21 protein-coding genes are annotated in these 20,852 nt (G+C 69.9%); 11 read left to right on the top strand and 10 right to left on the bottom strand.

What is annotated here, in order from left to right; translation table 11 throughout:
* Window positions 1-27: 27 nt before the first annotated feature.
* From mdcA to BM115_RS11325, 8 genes are all read left to right on the top strand, one after another.
* Complete coding sequence (gene mdcA / locus BM115_RS11360) at window positions 28-1,686, top strand: malonate decarboxylase subunit alpha (RefSeq protein WP_092293731.1); 1,659 nt, start codon at window positions 28-30, stop codon at window positions 1,684-1,686.
* Window positions 1,686-2,567, top strand: a complete 882-nt coding sequence (locus BM115_RS11355; RefSeq protein WP_092293729.1) for a triphosphoribosyl-dephospho-CoA synthase — start codon at window positions 1,686-1,688, stop codon at window positions 2,565-2,567. Before mdcA ends, BM115_RS11355 begins: the two co-directional genes overlap by 1 nt.
* A complete protein-coding gene (locus BM115_RS11350) occupies window positions 2,567-2,878 on the top strand; it encodes a malonate decarboxylase subunit delta (protein ID WP_092293727.1) in 312 nt (103 codons plus the stop codon). The genes BM115_RS11355 and BM115_RS11350 overlap by 1 nt, the downstream gene beginning before the upstream one ends.
* The gene (locus BM115_RS11345; RefSeq protein WP_092293725.1) at window positions 2,875-3,729 is read left to right on the top strand and encodes a biotin-independent malonate decarboxylase subunit beta; all 855 of its coding nucleotides are present in this window, start codon (window positions 2,875-2,877) and stop codon (window positions 3,727-3,729) included. The genes BM115_RS11350 and BM115_RS11345 overlap by 4 nt, the downstream gene beginning before the upstream one ends.
* Window positions 3,726-4,550 (top strand): biotin-independent malonate decarboxylase subunit gamma, encoded by an 825-nt coding sequence (gene mdcE, locus BM115_RS11340; protein ID WP_092293723.1) that lies wholly within the window; start codon window positions 3,726-3,728, stop codon window positions 4,548-4,550. Before BM115_RS11345 ends, mdcE begins: the two co-directional genes overlap by 4 nt.
* Before the next feature lie 4 nt (window positions 4,551-4,554).
* On the top strand, window positions 4,555-5,217 hold the full coding sequence (locus BM115_RS11335; protein ID WP_092293721.1) for a malonate decarboxylase holo-ACP synthase: 663 nt from the start codon (window positions 4,555-4,557) through the stop codon (window positions 5,215-5,217).
* Window positions 5,214-6,140 carry a malonate decarboxylase subunit epsilon gene (gene mdcH, locus BM115_RS11330; protein ID WP_092293719.1) on the top strand — a complete coding sequence of 309 codons (927 nt, stop codon included), beginning with the start codon at window positions 5,214-5,216 and terminating at the stop codon, window positions 6,138-6,140. Before BM115_RS11335 ends, mdcH begins: the two co-directional genes overlap by 4 nt.
* A gap of 143 nt (window positions 6,141-6,283) precedes the next feature.
* Window positions 6,284-7,255 carry a GGDEF domain-containing protein gene (locus BM115_RS11325; protein WP_092293717.1) on the top strand — a complete coding sequence of 324 codons (972 nt, stop codon included), beginning with the start codon at window positions 6,284-6,286 and terminating at the stop codon, window positions 7,253-7,255.
* 10 nt (window positions 7,256-7,265) lie between these two features.
* Here BM115_RS11325 and BM115_RS11320 read toward each other — a convergent pair whose 3' ends face one another.
* From BM115_RS11320 to BM115_RS11285, 8 genes are all read right to left on the bottom strand, one after another.
* Window positions 7,266-8,714 (bottom strand): HDOD domain-containing protein, encoded by a 1,449-nt coding sequence (locus BM115_RS11320; RefSeq protein WP_255370779.1) that lies wholly within the window; start codon window positions 8,712-8,714, stop codon window positions 7,266-7,268.
* On the bottom strand, window positions 8,711-10,501 hold the full coding sequence (locus tag BM115_RS11315) for a putative bifunctional diguanylate cyclase/phosphodiesterase (protein ID WP_092293715.1): 1,791 nt from the start codon (window positions 10,499-10,501) through the stop codon (window positions 8,711-8,713). Before BM115_RS11315 ends, BM115_RS11320 begins: the two co-directional genes overlap by 4 nt.
* Before the next feature lie 332 nt (window positions 10,502-10,833).
* Window positions 10,834-11,472 carry a Vgb family protein gene (locus tag BM115_RS11310; RefSeq protein WP_092293713.1) on the bottom strand — a complete coding sequence of 213 codons (639 nt, stop codon included), beginning with the start codon at window positions 11,470-11,472 and terminating at the stop codon, window positions 10,834-10,836.
* 37 nt (window positions 11,473-11,509) lie between these two features.
* Window positions 11,510-12,739, bottom strand: a complete 1,230-nt coding sequence (locus BM115_RS11305; RefSeq protein WP_092293711.1) for a helix-turn-helix domain-containing protein — start codon at window positions 12,737-12,739, stop codon at window positions 11,510-11,512.
* A 79-nt stretch (window positions 12,740-12,818) separates the two neighbouring features.
* The gene (locus tag BM115_RS11300; RefSeq protein WP_092293709.1) at window positions 12,819-13,139 is read right to left on the bottom strand and encodes a hypothetical protein; all 321 of its coding nucleotides are present in this window, start codon (window positions 13,137-13,139) and stop codon (window positions 12,819-12,821) included.
* A gap of 212 nt (window positions 13,140-13,351) precedes the next feature.
* Window positions 13,352-14,407: a GGDEF domain-containing protein gene (locus BM115_RS11295; RefSeq protein ID WP_092293707.1), complete on the bottom strand. Its 1,056-nt coding sequence runs from the start codon at window positions 14,405-14,407 to the stop codon at window positions 13,352-13,354.
* Window positions 14,408-14,485: 78 nt separating this feature from the next.
* Window positions 14,486-15,319: an ABC transporter substrate-binding protein gene (locus tag BM115_RS11290; RefSeq protein WP_092293706.1), complete on the bottom strand. Its 834-nt coding sequence runs from the start codon at window positions 15,317-15,319 to the stop codon at window positions 14,486-14,488.
* Window positions 15,319-16,191 (bottom strand): metal-dependent hydrolase, encoded by an 873-nt coding sequence (locus BM115_RS11285; protein WP_092293704.1) that lies wholly within the window; start codon window positions 16,189-16,191, stop codon window positions 15,319-15,321. The genes BM115_RS11290 and BM115_RS11285 overlap by 1 nt, the downstream gene beginning before the upstream one ends.
* 327 nt (window positions 16,192-16,518) lie before the next feature.
* On the opposite strand from BM115_RS11285, the gene BM115_RS11280 reads away from it, so the two are divergent.
* The 3 genes from BM115_RS11280 (at window position 16,519) to BM115_RS11270 (ending at window position 19,891) form a co-directional block, all read left to right on the top strand.
* Complete coding sequence (locus BM115_RS11280) at window positions 16,519-17,493, top strand: Bug family tripartite tricarboxylate transporter substrate binding protein (RefSeq protein WP_092293702.1); 975 nt, start codon at window positions 16,519-16,521, stop codon at window positions 17,491-17,493.
* A 63-nt stretch (window positions 17,494-17,556) separates the two neighbouring features.
* On the top strand, window positions 17,557-18,927 hold the full coding sequence (locus tag BM115_RS11275) for an MmgE/PrpD family protein (protein ID WP_092293700.1): 1,371 nt from the start codon (window positions 17,557-17,559) through the stop codon (window positions 18,925-18,927).
* Between the two features lies 1 nt (window position 18,928).
* Window positions 18,929-19,891, top strand: a complete 963-nt coding sequence (locus tag BM115_RS11270; protein WP_092293698.1) for a D-2-hydroxyacid dehydrogenase family protein — start codon at window positions 18,929-18,931, stop codon at window positions 19,889-19,891.
* A gap of 17 nt (window positions 19,892-19,908) precedes the next feature.
* On the opposite strand, the gene BM115_RS11265 is transcribed toward BM115_RS11270, so the two are convergent.
* Together BM115_RS11265 and BM115_RS11260 are read right to left on the bottom strand one after the other, a co-directional pair.
* Window positions 19,909-20,250, bottom strand: a complete 342-nt coding sequence (locus BM115_RS11265; RefSeq protein WP_092293696.1) for a hypothetical protein — start codon at window positions 20,248-20,250, stop codon at window positions 19,909-19,911.
* A gap of 26 nt (window positions 20,251-20,276) precedes the next feature.
* Entirely contained in the window at window positions 20,277-20,576 is a 300-nt protein-coding gene (locus BM115_RS11260; protein ID WP_092293694.1) for a BrnT family toxin, read from the bottom strand.
* Window positions 20,577-20,852 lie beyond the last annotated feature (276 nt).

Raw genomic sequence — 20,852 nt, 5'->3', positions numbered from 1 at the left:
CAGTCATGCCGCATGTCCGGAGCCGCGATGCCAGATTCCCCCACTCCCCGCCAATGGGACACCCGCCGCGTTGAGAAGCGCCGCCGCCAGGGCCTTGGCGCCCGGCTGGCCGATGGCAAGGTGGTTGCCACCGACAACATCGTCCCCTTCCTCGAAGCCGTGACCGCCCCGGGCGACCGCGTGGTGCTCGAGGGCAACAACCAGAAGCAGGCGGACTTCCTGTCCCGTGCGCTGGCCGAGGTAGACCCGGCCACCGTGCACGACCTGCACATGATCATTCCGAGCGTCAGCCGCGTCGAACATCTGGACCTGTTCGAGCGCGGCATCGCGCGCAAGCTCGACTTCGCCTATGCCGGCACGCAGAGCGTGCGGATCTCGCAGTTCCTTGAGGATGGGCTGCTCGAAGTCGGCGCCATCCACACCTATATCGAGCTGTACGCCCGGCTGTATGTGGATCTGACACCACAGATCGTGCTGATTGCCGGCTACAAGGCCGACCGCGCCGGCAACCTCTACACCGGCGCCAGCACCGAGGACACGCCCGCGCTGGTGGAAGCCGCCGCGTTCCGCGACGGCCTGGTGATCGCCCAGGTCAACGAAATCGTGGACGACCCGGCCGACCTGCCGCGCGTGGACATCCCCGGCTCGTGGATCGACTACGTGGTGCAGGCCGACAAGCCGTTCTTCTGCGAGCCGCTGTTCACGCGCGACCCGCGCCTGATCAAGCCGGTGCACGTGCTGATGGCGATGATGGCCATCCGTGGCATCTACGAGCGGCACAAGGTGCAGTCGCTGAACCACGGCATCGGCTTCAACACGGCCGCCATCGAACTGATCCTGCCGACCTACGGCGAATCGCTCGGGCTCAAGGGCAAGATCTGCAAGCACTGGACGCTGAACCCGCACCCGACGCTGATCCCGGCCATCGAGTCGGGCTGGGTCGAGAGCGTGCACAGCTTCGGCAGCGAACTGGGCATGGAGAACTACGTGTCGGCCCGGCCGGACGTCTTCTTCACCGGCGCGGACGGCGCGATGCGCTCCAACCGGGCCTTCTGCCAGCTCGCCGGCCAGTATGCGGTGGACCTGTTTATCGGCTCCACGCTCCAGATCGATGGCGACGGGCATTCGTCGACGGTCACGCGCGGCCGGCTTTCGGGCTTCGGTGGCGCGCCGAACATGGGCCACCAGCCGGGCGGACGTCGCCACGCCACCCCGGCCTGGCTCGACCTGATCGAGACTGACGACCCGCTCGCGCGGGGCCGCAAGCTGGTGGTGCAGATGGTCGAGACCTTCCAGGCGGGCGGCAAGCCGACCTTCGTGGAGTCCATGGACGCTGTGCAGGTGGCCAAGGATGCCGGCATGCCGCTGGCGCCGGTGATGATTTATGGCGATGACGTCACGCACGTGCTGACCGAGGAAGGCATCGCCTATTTATATAAGGCGACGTCGATCGAGCAGCGCCGCCGGATGATCGCGGCGGTGGCCGGCGTCACGCCGATTGGCATGCGCCACGATCCGGCCACCACGCGCCAGATGCGCAGCGACGGGTTGATCGCACTGCCGGAAGACCTCGGCGTGCATCGCGCCGATGCCACGCGCTCGCTGCTGGCGGCCAAGAGCATGGCCGATCTGGTCGAGTGGTCGGGCGGGCTGTACGAGCCGCCGGCACGTTTCCGGAGCTGGTGATGGCCGTCCCAATCCATGCGGTAGCGCTCACCGAAGACCGCGCCGGCGCCATCGGCGCGCTGGCCGAAGCGGTGTTGATCGACGAGGCGACGTTGTCGCCCAAGCCCGGGCTGGTGGATGCGCGCGGCAGCGGCGCCCACCGCGACCTGACGCTGGCGCTGATGGTGGCGTCCGCGCGCAGCCTGCGCGGCGGCTTCGCCGCGATGGCGGAGGCGGGGCGGGAATCCTCCGGCGTCGATCGACCCCTGCGCGAACAACTCGGCGCGCTGGGCCGCGCGGCGGAGGCGACGATGCTGCGCGCCACCGGCGGCGTCAACACCCATCGCGGCGCGATCTGGTGCCTGGGCCTGCTGGCCGGCGCCGCCGGGCTGCTGCCGGAGGGTGCGGATGCCCACGCCGTGGCCGACGCGGCCGGGGCCATCGCCCGGCTGCCAGACCGGCATCGCCCCGCGCACACCGGCAACAAGGGCGAACTGGCGCGGCAGGCGTATCAGGTAGGTGGCGCGCGCGGGCAGGCCGAGGCCGGCTTCCCGCATGTCGTGCAGCGGGGTTTGCCGACGCTGCGCGCCAGCCGCGCGCGCGGCGATGCGGAGCCCACCGCGCGCGTTAATGCGCTGCTGGCGATCATGGCCGGGCTCGACGATACCTGCGTGCTGGCCCGCGCCGGCCGCGAAGGGCTGGCCACGATGCAGGCCGGCGCCGCTGCCGTGCTGGCGGCGGGCGGCATCGGCACGCTGCCGGGCCGGCGGCTGCTGCATCGGCTCGAAGCCGGCATGCTGGCGCGCAACGCCTCCCCCGGCGGCGCCGCCGACCTGCTCGCCGCCACGTTATTTCTCGATCGCCTGCCCACCGGGCCGGCGCTCCCCCACGGAGACCGATAATGGAACAACTCCAGTTCGAATATCCCGCCGGCGCACCGGCCAGCCAGCGCGTGCTGGTGGGCGTGGTCGGTTCCGGCGACCTTGAAGTGATGATCGAACCCGGCGACGCCGGCAAGACCTCGATCCAGGTGACCACCTCGGTGGACGGCTACGGCCGCGTCTGGGACGCCCAACTCACGCGCGTCTTCAGCGCCGAGCCGCGCGCCGCCATGCGTATCCGCATCCACGACTTCGGCGCCACGCCGGGCGTGGTCGGCATGCGGCTGGCCGAGGCGTTCGAGGCATTGGATGACAGCAAGGGGCAGCCATGAGCCAGCCCGCACTGCTGTCGCGCGAGAGTTTTGTCGAACTGGGCGCCCGCGCGCGCGCCCATGCGCTGCTGGACCCCGGCACCTTCCGCGAACTGGCGGGGCCGTTCGACGGCCTGACTTCGACCTGGCTCGCGCGTCAGGGCGTGGTGCCGCAGGCCGATGACGGCGTGATCGTCGCCAAGGGCACCATCGACGGGCATCCCACCGTCGTGCTGGCCATCGAAGGCGCCTTTCAGGGCGGCAGCCTGGGCGAAGTGGGCGGCGCCAAGATTGCCGGCGCGCTGGAACTGGCCGCGCAGGACAACCGACAGGGCACCCCGACGCGCGCGGTGATCCTGTTCGAGACCGGCGGCGTGCGGTTGCAGGAGGCCAACCTCGGCCTCGCCGCCATCGCCGAGATCCACGCGGGCATCGTCGATCTGCGCCGCTACCAGCCGGTGATCGGCGTGATTGCGGGGCAGGTGGGGTGTTTCGGCGGGATGTCGATTGCGGCCGGACTGTGCAGCACGCTGGTGGTCACGCGTGAGGCGCGGCTGGGCCTGAACGGGCCGGCCGTGATCGAGCAGGAGGCCGGCATTGCCGAGTACGACTCGCGCGACCGGCCGCTGATCTGGAGCCTGACCGGCGGCGAGCAGCGCATCGCTACCGGGCTGGCGGACCGCTATGTCGAGGATGACAGCGCGGCGATCCGCGCCACCGTGGCGGCCCTCGTCGCCGAGCCGCCCAATCAGCCACCCACCCCGCCGCGCAGTGCCGCGTATGCGTCCTATCTGCAGCGGCTGGCCGACTATGACCCCGCGCGGCAGGCCGATGCGGCCACCGTGCGCGCCGTGTTTGGAGAACCGTCATGACGACCGAATCGACTGAATCGAACTCCCGGGGCGCCATTTGGCTCGCCGCCTTGAGCCAGGGCGCATCGCGCCTGACCGACTATCCGGCCTCGATCCAGGTGGCCGATGGCGAACTGGCGGGCCGGCCCGTGCGCTGGATCGCGGTGGTGCCCGATGCCGCCAGCCCGTTCCCGCGCGCCCGCCATGGCGAGGTGGGGCTGCGCGAGGGCTGGACGCTCGCGCGCGCCGTCCATGACGCCGTGCAGGCGGACCGCGACGCGCCGGTCAAGCGCGCCATCGTCGCCGTGGTGGATACCCCGAGCCAGGCCTACGGCCGGCGCGAGGAAGCGTTCGGCATCCACCAGTCGCTGGCCAGCGCGGCGGATGCCTACGCCACCGCGCGCCTGCAGGGGCATCCGGTGATCGCGCTGCTGGTGGGCAAGGCCATGTCGGGCGCCTTCCTCGCGCACGGCTATCAGGCCAACCGCATCGTCGCGCTGGCGGACCCCGGCGTGCAGGTGCATGCGATGGGCAAGGAAGCGGCGGCGCGCATCACCATGCGCAGCGTGGAGGACCTCGAAGCCTTCGCGGCCACCGTACCGCCGATGGCCTACGACATCGACAACTACGCCACGCTGGGCCTGCTGTGGCGGCGCGTGCCGGTCGCCCGGGCCGAGGCGCCCGAAGCCGGTGACGTCGCCACGGTGCGCACGACGCTGGAAGCTGCGCTGGCCGATATCGACGCCGACCCCGAGCGCGACCTGCGCAGCCGGCTGGGCGGCGAGAATCGGCAGGCATCGGCGCGCGTGCGCGAAGTGCTCGCCCGGCAGTGGCAGGGATGACACCGTGCCGGACGCTCCGCTCCCCCGCCCACTCCAGCCGCACGACCTGATCTGGCTGCGCGACGCCCCGGCGTTCGCGGCCAGCCAGCCGCTGCCGGCGTGGGTCGATGCCACGTGGCTGGCGGTGGCGCCCGTAGTGGTGCGGCGCGATCTGCCGCGCGATCTGCCGCGCGATAGCTGCATCCCGGTGGGGCTGCGCGGCCGGCGGCGCGAGGAGCGCCACGCCACGTGGATCGATGCGTCCCAGTGCGATCGGGTGATGTCGCCGTTCGCCATCGCCGGGGCGGCGCGCTGGCAGGATCACCCGCGCCGACTGGCGCTCCCGGCGCTGCGCACGCTGGCGCGGATCGCCCCGCTGCTCGATGCGCGCGGCCTGCACTGGGGCGTGACCGGCGCGGCCGGGTTCACGCTCGCGTCCGGGCTCGATGTGCTCCATCCCGGCAGCGATGTGGACCTGCTGATCGACGCCGCCGCGCCGCTGGCTCAGGCCGACGAACAATGGCTGGCGGCGCTGATCGACGATTGCAAGGAGACGCGGCTCGATATCCAGATCGCCACGCCTCACGGCGGCTTTGCCCTGCTGGAGCGCCTGCGCACCGGCGGCCGCGTGCTGCTGAAGACCGCCACCGGCCCGGTGCGCTGCACGGACCCGTGGCAGACGGCATGAGCACGCTGCTGACCTTCCCCGGACAAGGCGCACAGCGCCCCGGCATGCTCCACAGCCTGCCCGACCATCGCGCCGTGCACGAGACGCTCGCCCAGACCAGCGACGCGCTGGGCCATGACGTGATGGCGCTCGACACCGCCGACAGCCTGGAATCCACCGTATCGGTCCAGCTCTGCCTGCTGGCGGCGGGCGTGGCCACGGCGCGCGCGCTGATGGCGGACGGCGCCCGGCCGGAGGCCGTGGCCGGGCTGTCGATTGGCGCCTACGCGGCGGCCGTGGTGGCCGGCGCGCTGGCCTATGACGACGCGGTGCGGCTGGTGGCGCTGCGGGGCCGGCTGATGGCGGACGCCTACCCGCAGGGCTTCGGCATGACCGCCATCCTCGGGCTCGAAGCCCCGGCGCTGGAAGCCATCGTGACGCGGGTCCGGGCGACCGGTCTGCCGGTCTACGTGGCCAATTTCAACGCGCCGACGCAGTTGGTCATCGCCGGGGCGGACGTGGCGATGGCCCGCGTGGCGGCGCTGGCGCAGGAGGCCGGTGCGCATGGCGCCAAGCGGGTGGCGATCGCCGTGCCGTCCCACTGCCCGCTGCTGGACGATGCCGCCGCGAGCCTCGCACAGGCGTTCGCGCCGGTCACGCTGCGCCGGCCCACGCTGCGGCTGTTCAGCGCCAGCGCCGCGCGCGAGCTACGCGACCCGGCACGCATCGCGGCGGATCTCGCCGCCAACATGGCGCTGCCGGTGCGCTGGCACGAGACCATGCTGCTGGCGCGCGCCTGCGGTGTGCGGCTGGCGGTGGAGATGCCGCCCGGCAACGTGCTGACGCGGCTCGCCGGCATGGTGCTGCCGGAGGCGGTGGCCTGTGCCGAGACGCGGGCGGACAGTGTGCGCGTGTTGATGGACCGGGCCAGCCGGGGCGAATAGAAGGTGCTCCCGACCTCGCAAAAAATTGAAACAATCGGTGTGCACGTGGGCGGCAAGCCTGCAGGCGGCGTACGATTTGGCCGTTAACACAGGCACGATCCCTAGCCGCCGGGACCCGCCCGGCGCGCGCTCAGGAACCGCCCATGCAGCCGCCCCCGATTCCGCCCGATGAAACCCTGCGTCTCGCCACGCTGAGATCGCTCAACATCCTCGACACCCCGGCCGAGGAACGGTTCGACCGCCTGACCCGGCTCGCCAAACGGCTGTTTGACGTGCCGATCGCGGTGGTCAGCCTGGTCGATGCCAACCGTCAGTGGTTCAAGGCCTGCGAGGGCCTGGACCAGACCGAGGCGCCGCGCAACACCTCGTTCTGCGGCCACGCGATTGCCGGCGACGGCATCCTGCTGATTCCCGACGCCCGCCTGGACCCGCGCTTCCACGACAACCCGCTGGTCACCGGCGATCCGCATATCCGCTTCTACGCCGGCTGCCCGCTGGTGGCGCACAACGGCACCAAGCTCGGCACGCTCTGCCTGATCGACCGCCAGCCGCGCACCTTCGACGACGACGACCGCGCGCTGCTGCACGACCTGGCCCGCATGGCCGAACAGGAGCTGGCCGCCGTGCATCTGGCCAGCATGGACGAACTGACCGCGCTCTCCAACCGGCGCGGCTTCACGGTGCTGAGCCAGCACGCCATCGAGTTGTGCCGCCGGCTGGACCGGCCGGCCACGCTGGTGTTCTTCGACATGGACGGCTTCAAGCCGATCAACGACCAGTTCGGCCATGCCGAGGGCGACCGCGCGCTGACCGCGTTCGGTGCCGCGCTGCGGCAGGCGTTCCGGGATTCGGATGTGGTGGGGCGGCTCGGCGGCGACGAATTCGCCGCGCTGCTGACCAATACCGATGCCGCCGGCTGTGGCGAGGCGCTGGCGCGCCTGCATCGAAACGTGGATGCGTGGAATGCGCAGAACGCGCGTGGCTACCGCCTGCGTTTCAGCGTGGGGCTGACCGAGTTCGATCCGTCCCGCCACGCCACGGTGCATGAGCTGCTGGCGCAGGCCGATGCGGCGATGTACGCCGACAAGGCCCAGCGCAAGGCCACGCGGCACTGATTCAGGCTGGTTAGGGCTCCGCGCGCTGCGGCGCGGCGCGCAGCACGCCGGCGGCGATCTCGCGCATCAACTCGTCCACGGCATTGAGTTCGGGCTCGCCGAGTTCCCAGGCGCAGCGCGTGGCGCCCCAGTCGCCATAGATCAGCGCGATGCAGCGGTTGCGCATGCGCACCGGCGCCAGCAGGATCGACTTCGCGTCCGGCATGGCGTCGCGGTACCAGCGCGGAATCCGGTGGGCGATGCTCGGGTCGAACGCATCCTCGATCAGCAGCGGCTTGTCGGCCAGCCCGGCGAAGTGGAACACGTCGGGCACGAAGCCTTCCTCGAAGGACAGGGCCGTCAGCTTGTCACGCATGCCCTCGCCAAAGCCCAGCCGCGCGTGGAAGCGCTTGGTGGCCGGGTTCAGCATCATCAGGAAGCAGCGCGAGAAGTTCATCGCGCGCATCGTGGTTTCCAGCACCATCGGCGCCAGCTGGGACACCGACAGCCCGGCGCCCTCGCGCCGCACCTCGTCCAGCCCCTGGCGCAGCCGCCGCAGCATGTCTTCCGGATCGCTGCTGGCGCCGGCGGGCGCCGCCGCCTCGGCCGGGGCCTCGGCGCGGGTGATCGAGGTATTGAGCGAATCGGCCTGGCGCACGGCAATCGCCACGTCGCCGGTGGTCAGGCCCAGCATCTTGGCGTGGGCGGTGAGCAGGTCCTGCACCGACTCCTGCGTGCCGTCGCGCACCATGGCAGCGGCGGCCTGGGCCGAGACATGGGCGATGGCGGCCAGCCAGTCGGCATGGGTTTCCAGCACCGTGTCCGGCGACATCAGGCGCGGCTTCATGGCATGGGCGATGATCCCCGGCAGGCGCCACTTGCGCGCGGCGGCCTCGGCGATCTCCTCCATCGAGACGCCCAGCACCTCCTGGCAGGCCTCGTTCTCGGTCATCGGGTGCGTGGCGCACATCGCCTCCACGCGCTCCCACTCGTCCGGGAAGTAGAACACCACCAGCAGCCGGCTCATGTGGTGCATCAACGTGCAGACGACCGCTTCCTCGCCCTCGTTGATGCCGCGCGCATGCGACAGCGCCCGGGTGATCTCGCCCGCCACCAGCGCGCGCTGGAGCCCCTTGGTGGCTTGCGGGCGCTGCGACGCCACGCCGTGGAAGTAGTCGAGCAGCTGGATGCCCAGCGTCAGGTGGCTGATGGCCTCCACGCCGAGCACCAGGATGGCGCGGGACACCGTGGTGACCTCGCCGCCGAACGAGCGGTACATCGCCGAGTTGGCCAGCCGGATCACCTTCTGCGACAGGCTGAAGTCGGACAGCACGCTGGTGGCCATCTCGCCCACGGTGAGATCGCCGTTGAGCGTCTGGAAGATGTTGTCGACACAGTACTGCAGGGTCGGGAAGTCCCCCTGCTGCGCCATGCGGGTCCACAGCGACTCGAAGAATTGTTCCTTGGGCAGCATGGTCATCCAGCCACCTGCCGCGAGAACACTTCGTCGCGGCCCAGCATCAGGCGGCCGTCCGCGAGGGCCTGCTCGAAGTCGAGCGGGCTCAGCGCGCGCGCGTAGCGCCAGCCTTGCACGAGGTTGCAGCCCTGGGCGGCCAGCAGCTCGCCCTGCGCGTCGGTTTCCACGCCCTCGGCGATGGCGACCAGACCCAGCTCGCGCGCCAGCGACAGCACCGCCGAGACGATGGTGCGCGCATGCGGGGAATCGACCATGTCCGCGACGAAGCTGCGGTCCACCTTGAGCGCGGACAGCGGGAAGCGGCGCAGGTAGGAGAGGCTGGAATAGCCGGTGCCGAAGTCATCCACGGCAAAGCGCAGGCCCAGCGCGCGCAGGGACATCAGCAGGTCCTCGGCGGCCTTGGGGTCGGTCATCAGCGCGCTTTCGGTGATCTCCAGCACCAGGCGGTCGGCGCTGATGCCGGCGTCCTGGATGGCGTTGCGCACGCTCTCGAAGAACCCCGGGTGCAGGAACTGCACGGCGGAGACGTTGACCGACATATGGCCGACCTGGAGCCCCTGGGCATCCCACGCGGCCAACTGGGCGCAGGCGCAGCGCAGCGCCCAGGCGCCCAGATGCTTGATCAGGCCGTTCTTCTCGGCCACGGGAATGAAGACGTCGGGGCGGATGAACTCGCCCGCGTGGTCCCAGCGCATCAGCGCCTCCACGGCGCAGACCTCGCCCGTGGCGGGCCAGACGATGGGCTGGTAGTGGAGCAGGAATTCGCCGTTCTGCACCGCCTCGAACATGCTCTGCTCGATGCGGAACTGCTCGTCCAGCCGGCGGTCCAGCTCGGGCGAGTAGACGCAATAGCGGTTCTTGCCCAGCGCCTTGGCCTCGTACATGGCCAGGTCGGCGCGGCGCAGCCAGTGCGACTCCGACTCCGGCTGGACGTTGCCGGACGCGGCCGACGAGAAGGCCAGCCCGATGCTGGTGGTGATCCGCACATGGCAGCCGCCCAGCAGGAAGGGCTGGCGGCAGACGTGGATCACGCGCTCGAGAATGCGGATGGCCTCGGCCTCGGACTCCAGGCCATCGAGCATCAGCACGAATTCATCGCCACCCAGGCGCGCCACGCTCTGCTGGGAGCGCACGGTGTCCTGCAGGCGGGCGCCGACTTCCTTGAGCAGCGCGTCGCCGAACTCGTGGCCGAGCGAATCGTTGATGTTCTTGAAGCCGTCCAGGTCCATCAGCGCCACGGCGAACGGCACGCGCGCGCTGGCGGCGCCGGCCATGTACTGCTCGATGCGCCGACGGATGAAGGCCCGGTTGCCGACGCCGGTCAGCGGGTCCAGGAAGGCGCGGGCGTTGAGCTGGCGCTCGTTCTCGACCCAGTCCGTGACGTCATGGCCGAACAGCAGCAGGCTCGCCGGGGTGTTGCCCTCGCCGGGCTGGTGCGCGATGCGCAGGTCCAGCCAGCCGCCGCCGATGCCGCCGGCAAAGCGCACGCGCTCGCGGCGGGCGGCGCGGTCGCGCGCGCAGGCCTGGAGCAGGGCGGCCACGCTATCGCGCGATTCCGGGGCGATGACGTCGAGCACCGACGTGCGCAGCAGGTATTCGTGGGGGTATACGAGCAGGTCAGCCGTGGCTTCGGTGGCCTGGAGGATGCGACCCTGGACATCGACCCGCATGGCCAGCGCGCCGGAAGCTTCCAGCAGCGCCCAGGCCTCGCGCCCGGCAGGGCGGTCGCCGGCAGTCCCGCTTTCCGCGGGCTCCGGCGCCAGGGCAACATCATATGCAAACGAGGTCATGTCTTCCTCAGCCCGGAATCCCCTTGGACGCTGGCCTGATAACTGTTGAGTGGGTCTCGATGGGTAACGCGTGTTCTGGCAGGCAGATCGGAACCAGTCCGGGGCCTTCCCGCACCCGGAACATGACCACTGGTTCTGTTGCATGCCGAACGGATCGACACCGGCGATTCTAATACGAGCCGGCATCAGGCTGAACGCCGCGCGGGGCAAGGAATGCGCGGCGTCGGCGCCGCTACAACAGGCGCGCGGCGCCCGGGGGTGGGCGCCGGTGGGGGGATTGACATCGCAACGAAAATGGCGCTTTGTGCGCCGCGGGCTTTCAGCCCCGTTTGTCAGCCCTTCCGTGGCCGGCGCACGGCGCGCAGCTTGCCGCTCGTGCCGCCGCCGCAGAAGAACTGGTCGGCGCCATCGGACTCCAGCCCGGACACGCCCACGCCGGCCGGCATATCCAGCCGCTCCAGCACCTCGCCCGAGGCCGGATCGACGCGCCGCAGCTCGCTTTCCTCGCTTTCCCAGGTGCCATGCCACAGCTCGCCGTCCACCCACGTCACGCCCGTGACAAAGCGGTTGGACTCGATGGTGCGCAGGACCTTGCCGGTCTCCGGGTCGATCTGGTGGATCTTGCGCGCCTGCCACTGGCCCACCCACAGCGTGCCTTCGGCCCAGGCCATGCCCGAGTCGTTGCCGTCGCCCGGGGCGGGGATGGTGGCGACAACCTCCCCGGTCTGCGGGTCGATTTTCTGGATCTGGCGCTCGGCGATCTGGTACAGGTGCTTGCCGTCGAAGGCGGTGCCGGCATTGGCGGTCACGTCGAGGGTGCGCAGCGTCTGGCCAGTGGCCGGGTCGAGCACGTGGAGCGCGTCGCCCGAGGCGAACCAGACGCGCTTGCCGTCGTAGGTGACGCCGTGGACGGCCTCGACGCCGGGGAAGGGGCCGTATTCACGGAGGATTTCAGCGGGCTGTCGTTTCATGGGTGGATTCCCTCGTTGGTTGAAACATGCCTTCATCCTAGTGATTCGGCAGCGGGGTGGGGAGTAACAAGGTCGTCGTGAATCCGGGCACGGGGGTGCTCAGCCAGCGCCGGGCGCGGCCCCGGCCGAACGCCTCAACCTTGCCGTCGGCGGCCAGCGCGTCCAGCGCGCGCTGGGCGGTGCGCTGGCTGGCGCCCAGCGCCAGGGCGAGGGCGGAACTGGACCACGACTCGCCATCGCCCAGCAAGGCCAGCACGGCACCGTGCTTTTCCTCGACCGGCCGCGCCAGCACCACCACCTGCCGGGCGGGCGGTGGCTCCAGTGGCACCAGCGCGAAGCCGTCCGGGGTGGCCTCTACCCGCGCCAGCGCGCCCAGCATCGCGCGCAGCCGGCCGATTTCCACGCGCAGCCGCGCGCGGTGGGAGCCGTCGATATGGCGGGTACGGAAGGCCCGGGCGATCAGGGCGTCCCGGGGCACATCGGCCGGCCAGGCTTCGCCGAGCGCCCGCGCCAGCGTCAGCAGCACCGGCCGCCGCGCCAGCGAGATGGCCGTGCCGTCGGCCTGCACGACATGACGGCAGCCATCGATCACCAGCGCCTTGGAGGCTAGCAGCGCCTCCACCTCGTCGAGCCGCAGCGGCCAGTCGCCGTCCGGCGTGATCTGCCGCGCGGCGGGGGCGTCGAGCAGCCGGACGGCCTGCTCGACCTCGGCCGAGAGCCCGGGAATGGCGGCCTGGCGCGCCGCCTGACTGGCCCGGGCGAGGGCCTCGCGCGCGGTCTGGGTGCGCAGCCGGCGCAGGGCGATGCCGGCCACGATCAGTTCGTGCGCGGCGCGCGAGGCGGGTGGGAAGGGGGTGGGGTCGAGCGTGGCGAGCGCGGCCTCGGCGGCATCGAGCCGGCCAATCAGCAGCAGATGGCGGATTTCGAGTTGCCGGGCGTGGGCGGCATTGGCGAGGTCGCCGTGCGCCGCCAGCGTGGCCTGCGCGGCGCCGAGCGATTTGGCTGGCCAGCCGAGATCGCGGGAAACCAGCGCGATCTCGGCTTCGGCCACCACGCAGCGCGCCCGGGCCACGGCCTCCTTCTGGCCGAAGGCGCGGGCGGCGCGGCGCACCAGCAGCCGGGCACGCGCGAGATCGCCAAGCTGGGCCATGGCGATGCCGCGCAACGCCAGCGCCGGCGCGTCCTCGCGCAGGGCCACGCGGTTCAGCGCGCCGAGCGGGTCACCCGCCGCCAGCGCCCGCGCGGCGGCGGTAATCAGTGCGTCCATCCAGTTCCGCCAGGAAATGGGTCATGGACGGCACACTATCACGCAAGTTACGCAAGCCGCTGGCGCAGGCGGGGGGCAGTCAAGCCAGCGCGCCATCCGTGTAGACGTCGAACTGGCGTGACGGCTCGGCGGACACCCCACGCCGGTCCATGCCCGACAGGAAACGCGAGCTGTCCTGGTCGCGCGAGGGCGGTGTCACGTCGCGGGCGCCGTCGGTGTAGACGTCGAAGCGGCCACGGGCGCCGTCGCTGTAGACATCGCGCGAATCGACGCGGAAGTTGTAGCCGTATTTGTCGCCGGCGAACAGGCTGTCACGCGGGCTGGCGGCCTGGGCAAGCTGGGCGGCAAGGGCGGTGGCGATGGCGACGCCGATGAGGAAGGGAAGAAAGCGGTAGTACATGGGTCGAACTCCGATTGGGACAGGGTAGGAAGGGCAAGGAACGCAATCGCGCGTTCCTCCCTTCCTACGCAGGGGCCGTGCCAATCGAAAATCTCGCCCGAATGTGCCGTGGCTGGCGCAAAACCGCGCTATCGGGCGCCTGGCTGGCGGGTGCCAGCCAACAGGTGCGGCGCGTGCCGATGGCCGTGCGCCAACACCCGTTGGGGGTAGGTTCAGCGCGAGTGCGTCCGGAAGCCTTCGCCCTGCATGCCGGCCCGATCCACGGCGGCGATGCGGTTCCGGCCATTGTCCTTCGCGTGATACAACTGCGCGTCCACGAGGTTGATGAAGGCAGTGGGCTCCGCGCCCGGCACCGGCAGCGTGGTGCCCACGCCGAAGCTGGCCGTTACGCGCTGTTCGTAGGGGGAGCGCAGGTGGGGGATGGCCGCGTCGGCGATCATCGTGCGGCAGCGCTCGGCAATCGTCACGGCTGTGTCCGCGTCGGTGCCCGGCAGCACGGCCACGAACTCCTCGCCGCCAAAGCGGCCCACGAAGTGCTCGGCGCCCACCGCATCGGCCAGCAGCGCCGCCACCTTGCGCAGGCAGTCATCGCCCTGCAGGTGGCCGTAGTAGTCGTTGTAGGCCTTGAAGAAATCCACATCCATCAGGATCAGCGACAGCGGCTTGCCGGCGTCCTGCAGGGCGGCCCATTCGCGTTCGACCACGGTGTCGAACATGCGGCGGTTGCCCACGCCGGTCAGCCCGTCCGTGAACGAGAGCCGCTCCAGCTCCTTCTGCAACTGGGCGAGCTGTTCCTCGGTGCGCTTGCGTTCGCTGATGTCGAACATGAAGCCGATCAGCGACTCCACCTCGCCGCTGGGCTTGCGCACCACGTGGACCACATCCCGCAGCCAGACATAGCCGCCGTCGCGCGTGAGCGCCCGGTAGTCGGCCTCGTGGTCGGTGCCCGCCTGCGACTGCGCCACGCAGAAGTTCACCACGGCCTCGCGGTCGTCCGGGTGCATGCGGTCGGCCCAGTCGTTGACGGTCTTCCAGGACGACGGCGCCCAGCCGAGCAGCGCCTCGATCTGCGGGCCGATATAGGCGAATGCCATGGTCGCCCAGTCGATCTTCCACGGAATGGCCTTGGTGGACTCCAGCAGCGTGCGGTACACGGCGCTGTCGTCCTCGCCGACCATGCGCCCGGCCGGCGCCAGCGATTGTTCGTGCCGCAGGAAGGCGGCCTGGAGCGGGTGTTCGGGGTGATCGGGCTGGTCGGGCTGGCTCATGGAGAGGGAAAAGGGCGGTGGCGGAAGCCGGGAATTATGTGGGGAATCGATTAAGGCCGATAGCAACTGGCGATAGCGTCAGGGCTGCCGGGGCGGCGCCACGCCCGCCCCTTCGATGCGGTGCCGTTGCAGCGCCGCCGCCACGAAGCCGCTGGCCTTCATCTCCTCGATATAGCTGCTCAGCCACGCCCGCGCGGCGGTGCGGCCCTTGGGCACGCCCATGGCCTGCTCGATGACCATGAAGCGGCCCGGCAGCAGCCGCACGCCGCCCACGCGCCGTGCGTCGGCTTCCAGCTGCTGCTTTACGCCGGCCGCCACGTCGAGCCGCTCGGCCAGGAACATGTCCGTCACGGCGGGGGAGGTCGGCGCGCGCACCAGCGTGGCCGCCTTGATCTCGCGCGTGAGGAACAGGTCGTAGGCGCTGCCCCGGCCCACCACGATGCGCGTGCCGGGGCGGTCCACGTCCTCGTTACGCTGCAGCGCGGCGTCGTTGCGCACGAGGTAGGCGCCTTCGATGATCACGTAGGGCGCGGTGTATTCCATGTCCGCCGCGCGCACCGGGTCGATGGCGACGAAGGCCAGATCGACCTGCCGCCCCTTCACCGCCTCCACCACGCTGCCTGCCGACTGGAACGCCACCAGTTCCAGCGGCAGGTTCAGCCGGCGCGCGGCCTCGCGGGCCAGGTCGACGGACACGCCCTGAAGCTCGCCGTTGGCCGCCCGGCCCGCCAGGATCGGGTTGCCGAGGTTGATGGCGGCGCGTAGCTTGCCAGTGCCGCCGAGTTCCGTGGCGGCGGCGCGTGCGTCCGGGTTGCCGGCGGCTGCCGGTCCGCCCGGCGTGGCACAGCCGGACAGCGCCAGCGCGATGGCTGCGGCGCCGGCGGTGCCGATCAGGCGTCGCGTCCGGTTCATCAGAAGTCCACCTTCTGGCCCGGCTCCGGCACGATCACCTGCGTGCCGGTGGCCCCCAGCGCGGCCGTGAACTGAGCCGGCGTGCCGGCCAGCTGCGGCGTGGTCAGGTAGTGCATCGGGATGGCGTACCTGGGCTTGATCATGTCGCGCACGGCCACGGCGGCCTCTTTCGGCCCCATCGTGAAGTGCCCGCCAATCGGAATCAGCACCAGGTCCGGCTTGATCATCTCGCCGATCATGCGCATGTCGCCGTACAGGCCGGTATCGCCCATGTGCCAGACCTTGAAGCCGTTCTCCATCTCGATGATGTACCCGACCGGTTCACCGCCGTAGTGCACTTCATCCTTGTTCGTGGCCGGGTTCTTCCAGACCAGTTCGGACGAGTGCTCGGCGTGGACGGCGGTGATTTTCGGCCCCTGCGGCCCGAACGGTGCCACCGTGCCGCTCTTGTTGAAGCGCTGCGACATCGCCGCCGGCACCATGCCCAGCGCGACCAGGGTCTGGCCCATGCCGCCGCCGTTCCAGATAGGCGCGTTGTTGAGCTGCGACAGCGCCGCGGCGTCGCCGAGGTGGTCGCCGTGGGCGTGGGTGACCAGGATCAGGTCGATCTTGCCGAGCGCGCCCAGCTGCTTGAAGTTGGCCGGCGTCTTGGGATTTCCGGTCAGCCAGGGGTCGATCATGATGACCTTGCCGCCCGGCGTGGTGATGCGCATGGCGGCCTGGCCGAGCCAGAGCACTTCGGTCTTGCCGGCGGTGATCTGCCCCGGCGCGGTGGGCTTGGGCGCGTCGGCGCCCGTGCCGGAGAGGGTCGATGCGCAACCGGCGAGTCCCGCCACCACGGCGGCACAGAGGAGCGTGCGGAGTCTTTTCATGGTCGTCCTTGCTTGGATGTGTGACAGCGGTGAATGACGTCTCTAACCCTGCCACCCATGAGCATGGACATGATCGGGGCGCGGGCTGGCGATGTGGAGTATTCGCAGGCCGCCGGTCCGTGTCAACTCAGGGTGCACCATGACGACTCCCCATTGATGCACACCATGCATCAATCGAGAGGAAATTTGCAATTCACAGACGCGCGGCGGGCGTCCATGATGCGTTCAGCCAAAGCCAGGGCCCCGCCGGCCCAGCCGGCCATCGGCCCCATCCCGAAAAAAAGGCACCCGGTACGCTTCCCGCGGTGTCATGCAAGTGGAGGAGACATGAATGCCACCCGCCGCAGCCTGCTCAAGGCTGGCGCGATGCTGCTCGCCATGCCCGGCTTTGCCGAGGCGCAAGACCCGTTTCCCAACAAGCCGCTGCGCTACGTGGTGCCGGTATCGGCCGGCGGCGGCTCGGACCTGATCGGCCGCACCGTGGCGGACCGCTGGGGCCGCGTGCTCGGCCAGTCCATCGTGGTCGAGAACCAGGCCGGCGGCGGCGGGGTGATTGCCTGCCAGATGACCGCCAAGGCCGCCCCGGACGGCTACAGCCTGATGCAGGGCTACGTCGCCACGCACGGCACCAATCCCGCCACCCGCAAGGTGCCCTACGACCCGCTCAAGGACTTCACCGCCATCGGCATGATCGGCGGCACGCCCAATGTGCTGGTGGTGAGCGCCGGCGTGCCGGCGTCCACGTTGGCCGAGTTCATCGCCTATGCGAAGAAGTCCGGCGCGGTGGCGTACGGCTCGTCCGGGCCGGGGTCGCTGACGCATCTGTCGATGGAGTTGTTCGCCCAGCAGGTCAACGTGAAGATGACCCACGCGGCGTACCGGGGCATTGCCCCGGCGTTCAACGACCTGATTGGCGGCCAGACGCAGGCGATGTTCCCGGGGCTTTCCGCCGCGCTGCCGCATATCCGCTCGGGCCGCGTGAGGCCGCTGGCCGTGACCGGCCACGCGCGCCACCCGCTGCTCAAGGACGTGCCGACGCTGGAGGAAGCCGGGCTCAAGGGCTTCGACGCCCAGCAGTGGTACGGCGTGGTCGGCCCGGCCGGCATGCCCGCCGATATCGTCGCCAAGCTCAACAGTTCGCTCAACACGGTGCTCAAGAGCCCGGACCTGGCTGACAAGCTGTCCTCCGAGGCGCTCCAGCCCACGCCGATGACGCCCGACCAGTTCCGCCGCTATATCGCCGACGAGGTGAACCGCTGGAGCAAGCTCGCCAAGGACCGCGGCATCCATCTCGATACCTGACCGGCTCGGCTGCCTGCAAGCCAGCCCCCGTTTTTCGATTCACTGAACAAGGACTGATATCCCATGGCACGCAATACCCATGTCGCCGCCGACCACAACGCCCCGCCGGTCACGCGCATCCTCGGAAAATTCGTGGCCACGCATCCGTCGCAAGGCTGGAGCCGCGAGGTGGACCACGAAGCCCATCGCACCTTCATGAACTGGCTGGGCTGCGCCGTGGGCGCCGCCGGGCATGAGTCCGCCGTGGCCGCGCTGGCCGCCGTGGCGGAACTGCAGCCGGCGCCGCAAGCCACCGTGCTGGGCCGCCGCGACAAGGTGGACATGGCCAGCGCCGCGCTGGTGAATGGCATTACCTCGCATACGTTCGATTTCGACGATACGCACCTGAAGACCATCATCCACCCGGCCGGCCCGGTGGCATCCGCCGTGCTGGCGCTGGCCGAGCACACTGGCGCCAGCGGCCGTGCCGTGACCGATGCCGTGGTGCTGGGCATCGACGTGGCCTGCCGCGTGGGCAACGCCATGTACCCGGACCACTACGACCGTGGCTGGCACATCACCGGCTCCACCGGCATGCTGGGCGCGGCGGCAGCCTGCTCGCGCCTGCTTGGGCTGGACGAGGACCGTACGACGATGGCGCTGGGCATCGCCGCTTCCCAGCCGGTGGGTCTGCGCGAGCAGTTCGGCACCATGACCAAGCCGTTCCACCCGGGCGGCGCGGCGCGCGCCGGGCTGATGTCGGCGCTGATGGCGCGGCACGGCTACACGTCGAGCGCGAAGGCGCTGGAGGCACCGCGCGGCTTCATGCAGGTGATTTCGGCCAAGACCGACTGGAACGAGATTACCGACGAGCTGGGCAGCCGCTTCGAGATCTCGTTCAATACCTACAAGCCGTTTGCCTGCGGCATCGTGATCCACCCGAGCATCGACGCCTGCGTGCAGCTGCGCGAGCAGGGCGTGAAGGCCGAGGACGTGGAGCGCATCGAACTGCGCGTGCACCCGCTGGTGCTGGAGCTGACCGGCAAGAAGGAGCCGACCGATGGCCTGCTCGCCAAGTTCAGCGTCTACCACGGCTGCGCGGCGGGCCTGATCTTCGGTCGCGCCGCCGAGGAGGAGTTCTCGGACCACATCGTCACCCGTGAGGACGTGGTGGCGCTGCGCCGCAAGGTGGTGGCGACGGCCGACGCGAACGTCGACGAGGCCGCTTCCATCGTCAAGGCCGTGCTCAAGAACGGCCGCGAGATCGCGGTGACCGTGGAGCACGCCATCGGCTCGCTGCAACGCCCGATGACCGATGCCAACCTGGACGCCAAGTTCCACGCGCTGGCCGACCCGGTGCTCGGCGCGGCGCAGGTAGCCAAGCTGATCGATGCCTGCTGGAAGCTGGGCGAGACCGCCAACGTCGGCACCATTACCGCGCTGGCGCGTCCGTAACATGACGCGCCCCCGGATTGCGGTACTGGGCGACTACGAGCGCGCCCTGACCCGGCTGGCGGACTGGTCGGCCATCCAGGCGCAGGCGGACGTGGCCTTCCACCACGCCCCGCTGCGCGGGGAGGCGCTGGCCGCCGTGCTGCGCGAGGTGGAAGTGCTGGTGCTGGTGCGGGACCGCACCCCGCTGGATGCCGCCACGCTGCGGATGGCCGAGCGGCTGCGCTACGTGGTCTTCACCGGCACGCGTAACACCACGCTCGACGTGGAGGCGCTGCGCGCGCGCGGCATCCCCGTCGCCAATACGGAATGGGGGCCGTCCAAGGAGTCCACCTGCGAGATGACGTGGGCGCTGATTTTGGCGGCCACGCGCCAGCTGGAAATGCAGATGGCGACGATGCGGCTCGGCGGCTGGCGGCCGGCGGAGGCGCTGCCGCTGCCCGGCGTGCTGCACGGCGAGCGGCTGGGCCTGATCGGCCTGGGCGAGATCGGCAAGCGCGTGGCGCGTGTCGGCAAGGCGCTCGGCATGGAAGTGGTGACGTGGAGCCCGCGCATGACGCCCGAGCGCGCGGCGGCAGAGGGGGTGACGGCGGTGAGCCTGGAGGCGCTGCTCTCCACCTCGCGCGTGGTCAGCCTGCATCTGGTGCCGACGGCGGAAACCACGCGGCTGATCAACGCCGAGCGGCTGGCGCTGATGCGGGCCGACGCGCTGCTGGTCAACACCTCCCGCTCGGCCCTGATCGACATGGAAGCCCTGCCGCGCGCGCTGGACCGGCATCGCCCTGCCATGGCGGCGCTGGATGTCTTCGACGTGGAGCCGGTGCCCGCCGATCATCCGCTGCGCGGGCGTACGGATGTGGTTGTTACGCCACACACGGGGTTTGTCAGCGAGCCGGTGTTCACGATGTTCGCCAAGGGCGTGGTCGGGACGCTGGCGTCGTGGCTGGAGGCGCAGGCCGGTTCGTAGAGCGCGCCAAACCTTGGTCAGGCCGCCTTCGGCCGCTTGGGCTTGCTGTCCCCCTGCTCGGCCGCGCCACGCCGCCGTTCGTTGGCGTACTTGACCGCGAGGCGCTTCATTTCTGCTTCCGCAAAGCGGCGCAGCGCCTCGCGCATGAGCGGCTGGTAGCCCATGCCGTGCTCTTCGGCGAGGAACTTGAAATCGCTGATCAGCGATTTTTGCAGGCGGATCGACACTGCCTGCAGGCCAAGCGCCCGGTCCAGTGCCGCGGATTCGTCGGGTGCGACGACGGCGTGTGCCTCGTCCTCCCCGAGGTCACCCTGCTCCCACGCTTCGACGGTTCCCGGAATTTTCTTGGCGTTGCTCATGTGCTACTCCTGTTGCAAAGGTTGATTCATGACCGCCCGGCCAGGCACATGCGCCGGTAGAACGCCACGGTGGGCAGTGCCGGTTCATACGCGGTCTTGAGAAAAATAGTGTCGTCCCTTCTGACGTAGACGATCTTGAGCATGCGGCCAGTGTCCGTCTTCGCGCAGAACCAGTGCGTGGGCGGGTCCGAGGCGTGTTCCTCGCGGTCATCCACGAGGATCTGCCCCACCCGGTTTGCAAAGGCTTGCCGGATCTCCACATCGCGAATGCCGCCGTGCTTCGCCACAAGCTTCTTTGCGATGGCTGGTGAGATGACGATCTTCAAATGCTACCCCCTATTTGTATATACGGCAATACGCTTGTTGGGCGAGTTAACCGTGTGGTCAGGGGGCGCGGCGTCGCGTTTTACGCGATTTCTTGGGAATGATCTGGTTTGAAGTGATGCTGTGTTGGCATCTTGTCGTATATACAGAATATGGGCAATGGCCACTATGCCCACTGTCGGCAACACCCCACGGTGTGTGTCCAAAATGTAAAAACCCCACGCTCTCTCAAGCGTGGGGTTTCTTTTTGGCGCAGACCTGTGGGGAACCTACCGGCT

Source organism: Cupriavidus sp. OV096 (genome assembly GCF_900115455.1).
Taxonomy (GTDB): Bacteria; Pseudomonadota; Gammaproteobacteria; order Burkholderiales; family Burkholderiaceae; genus Cupriavidus.
The sequence above is the reverse complement of the archived record's forward strand: the minus strand, read 5'-3'. Positions and strand labels throughout refer to the sequence as shown.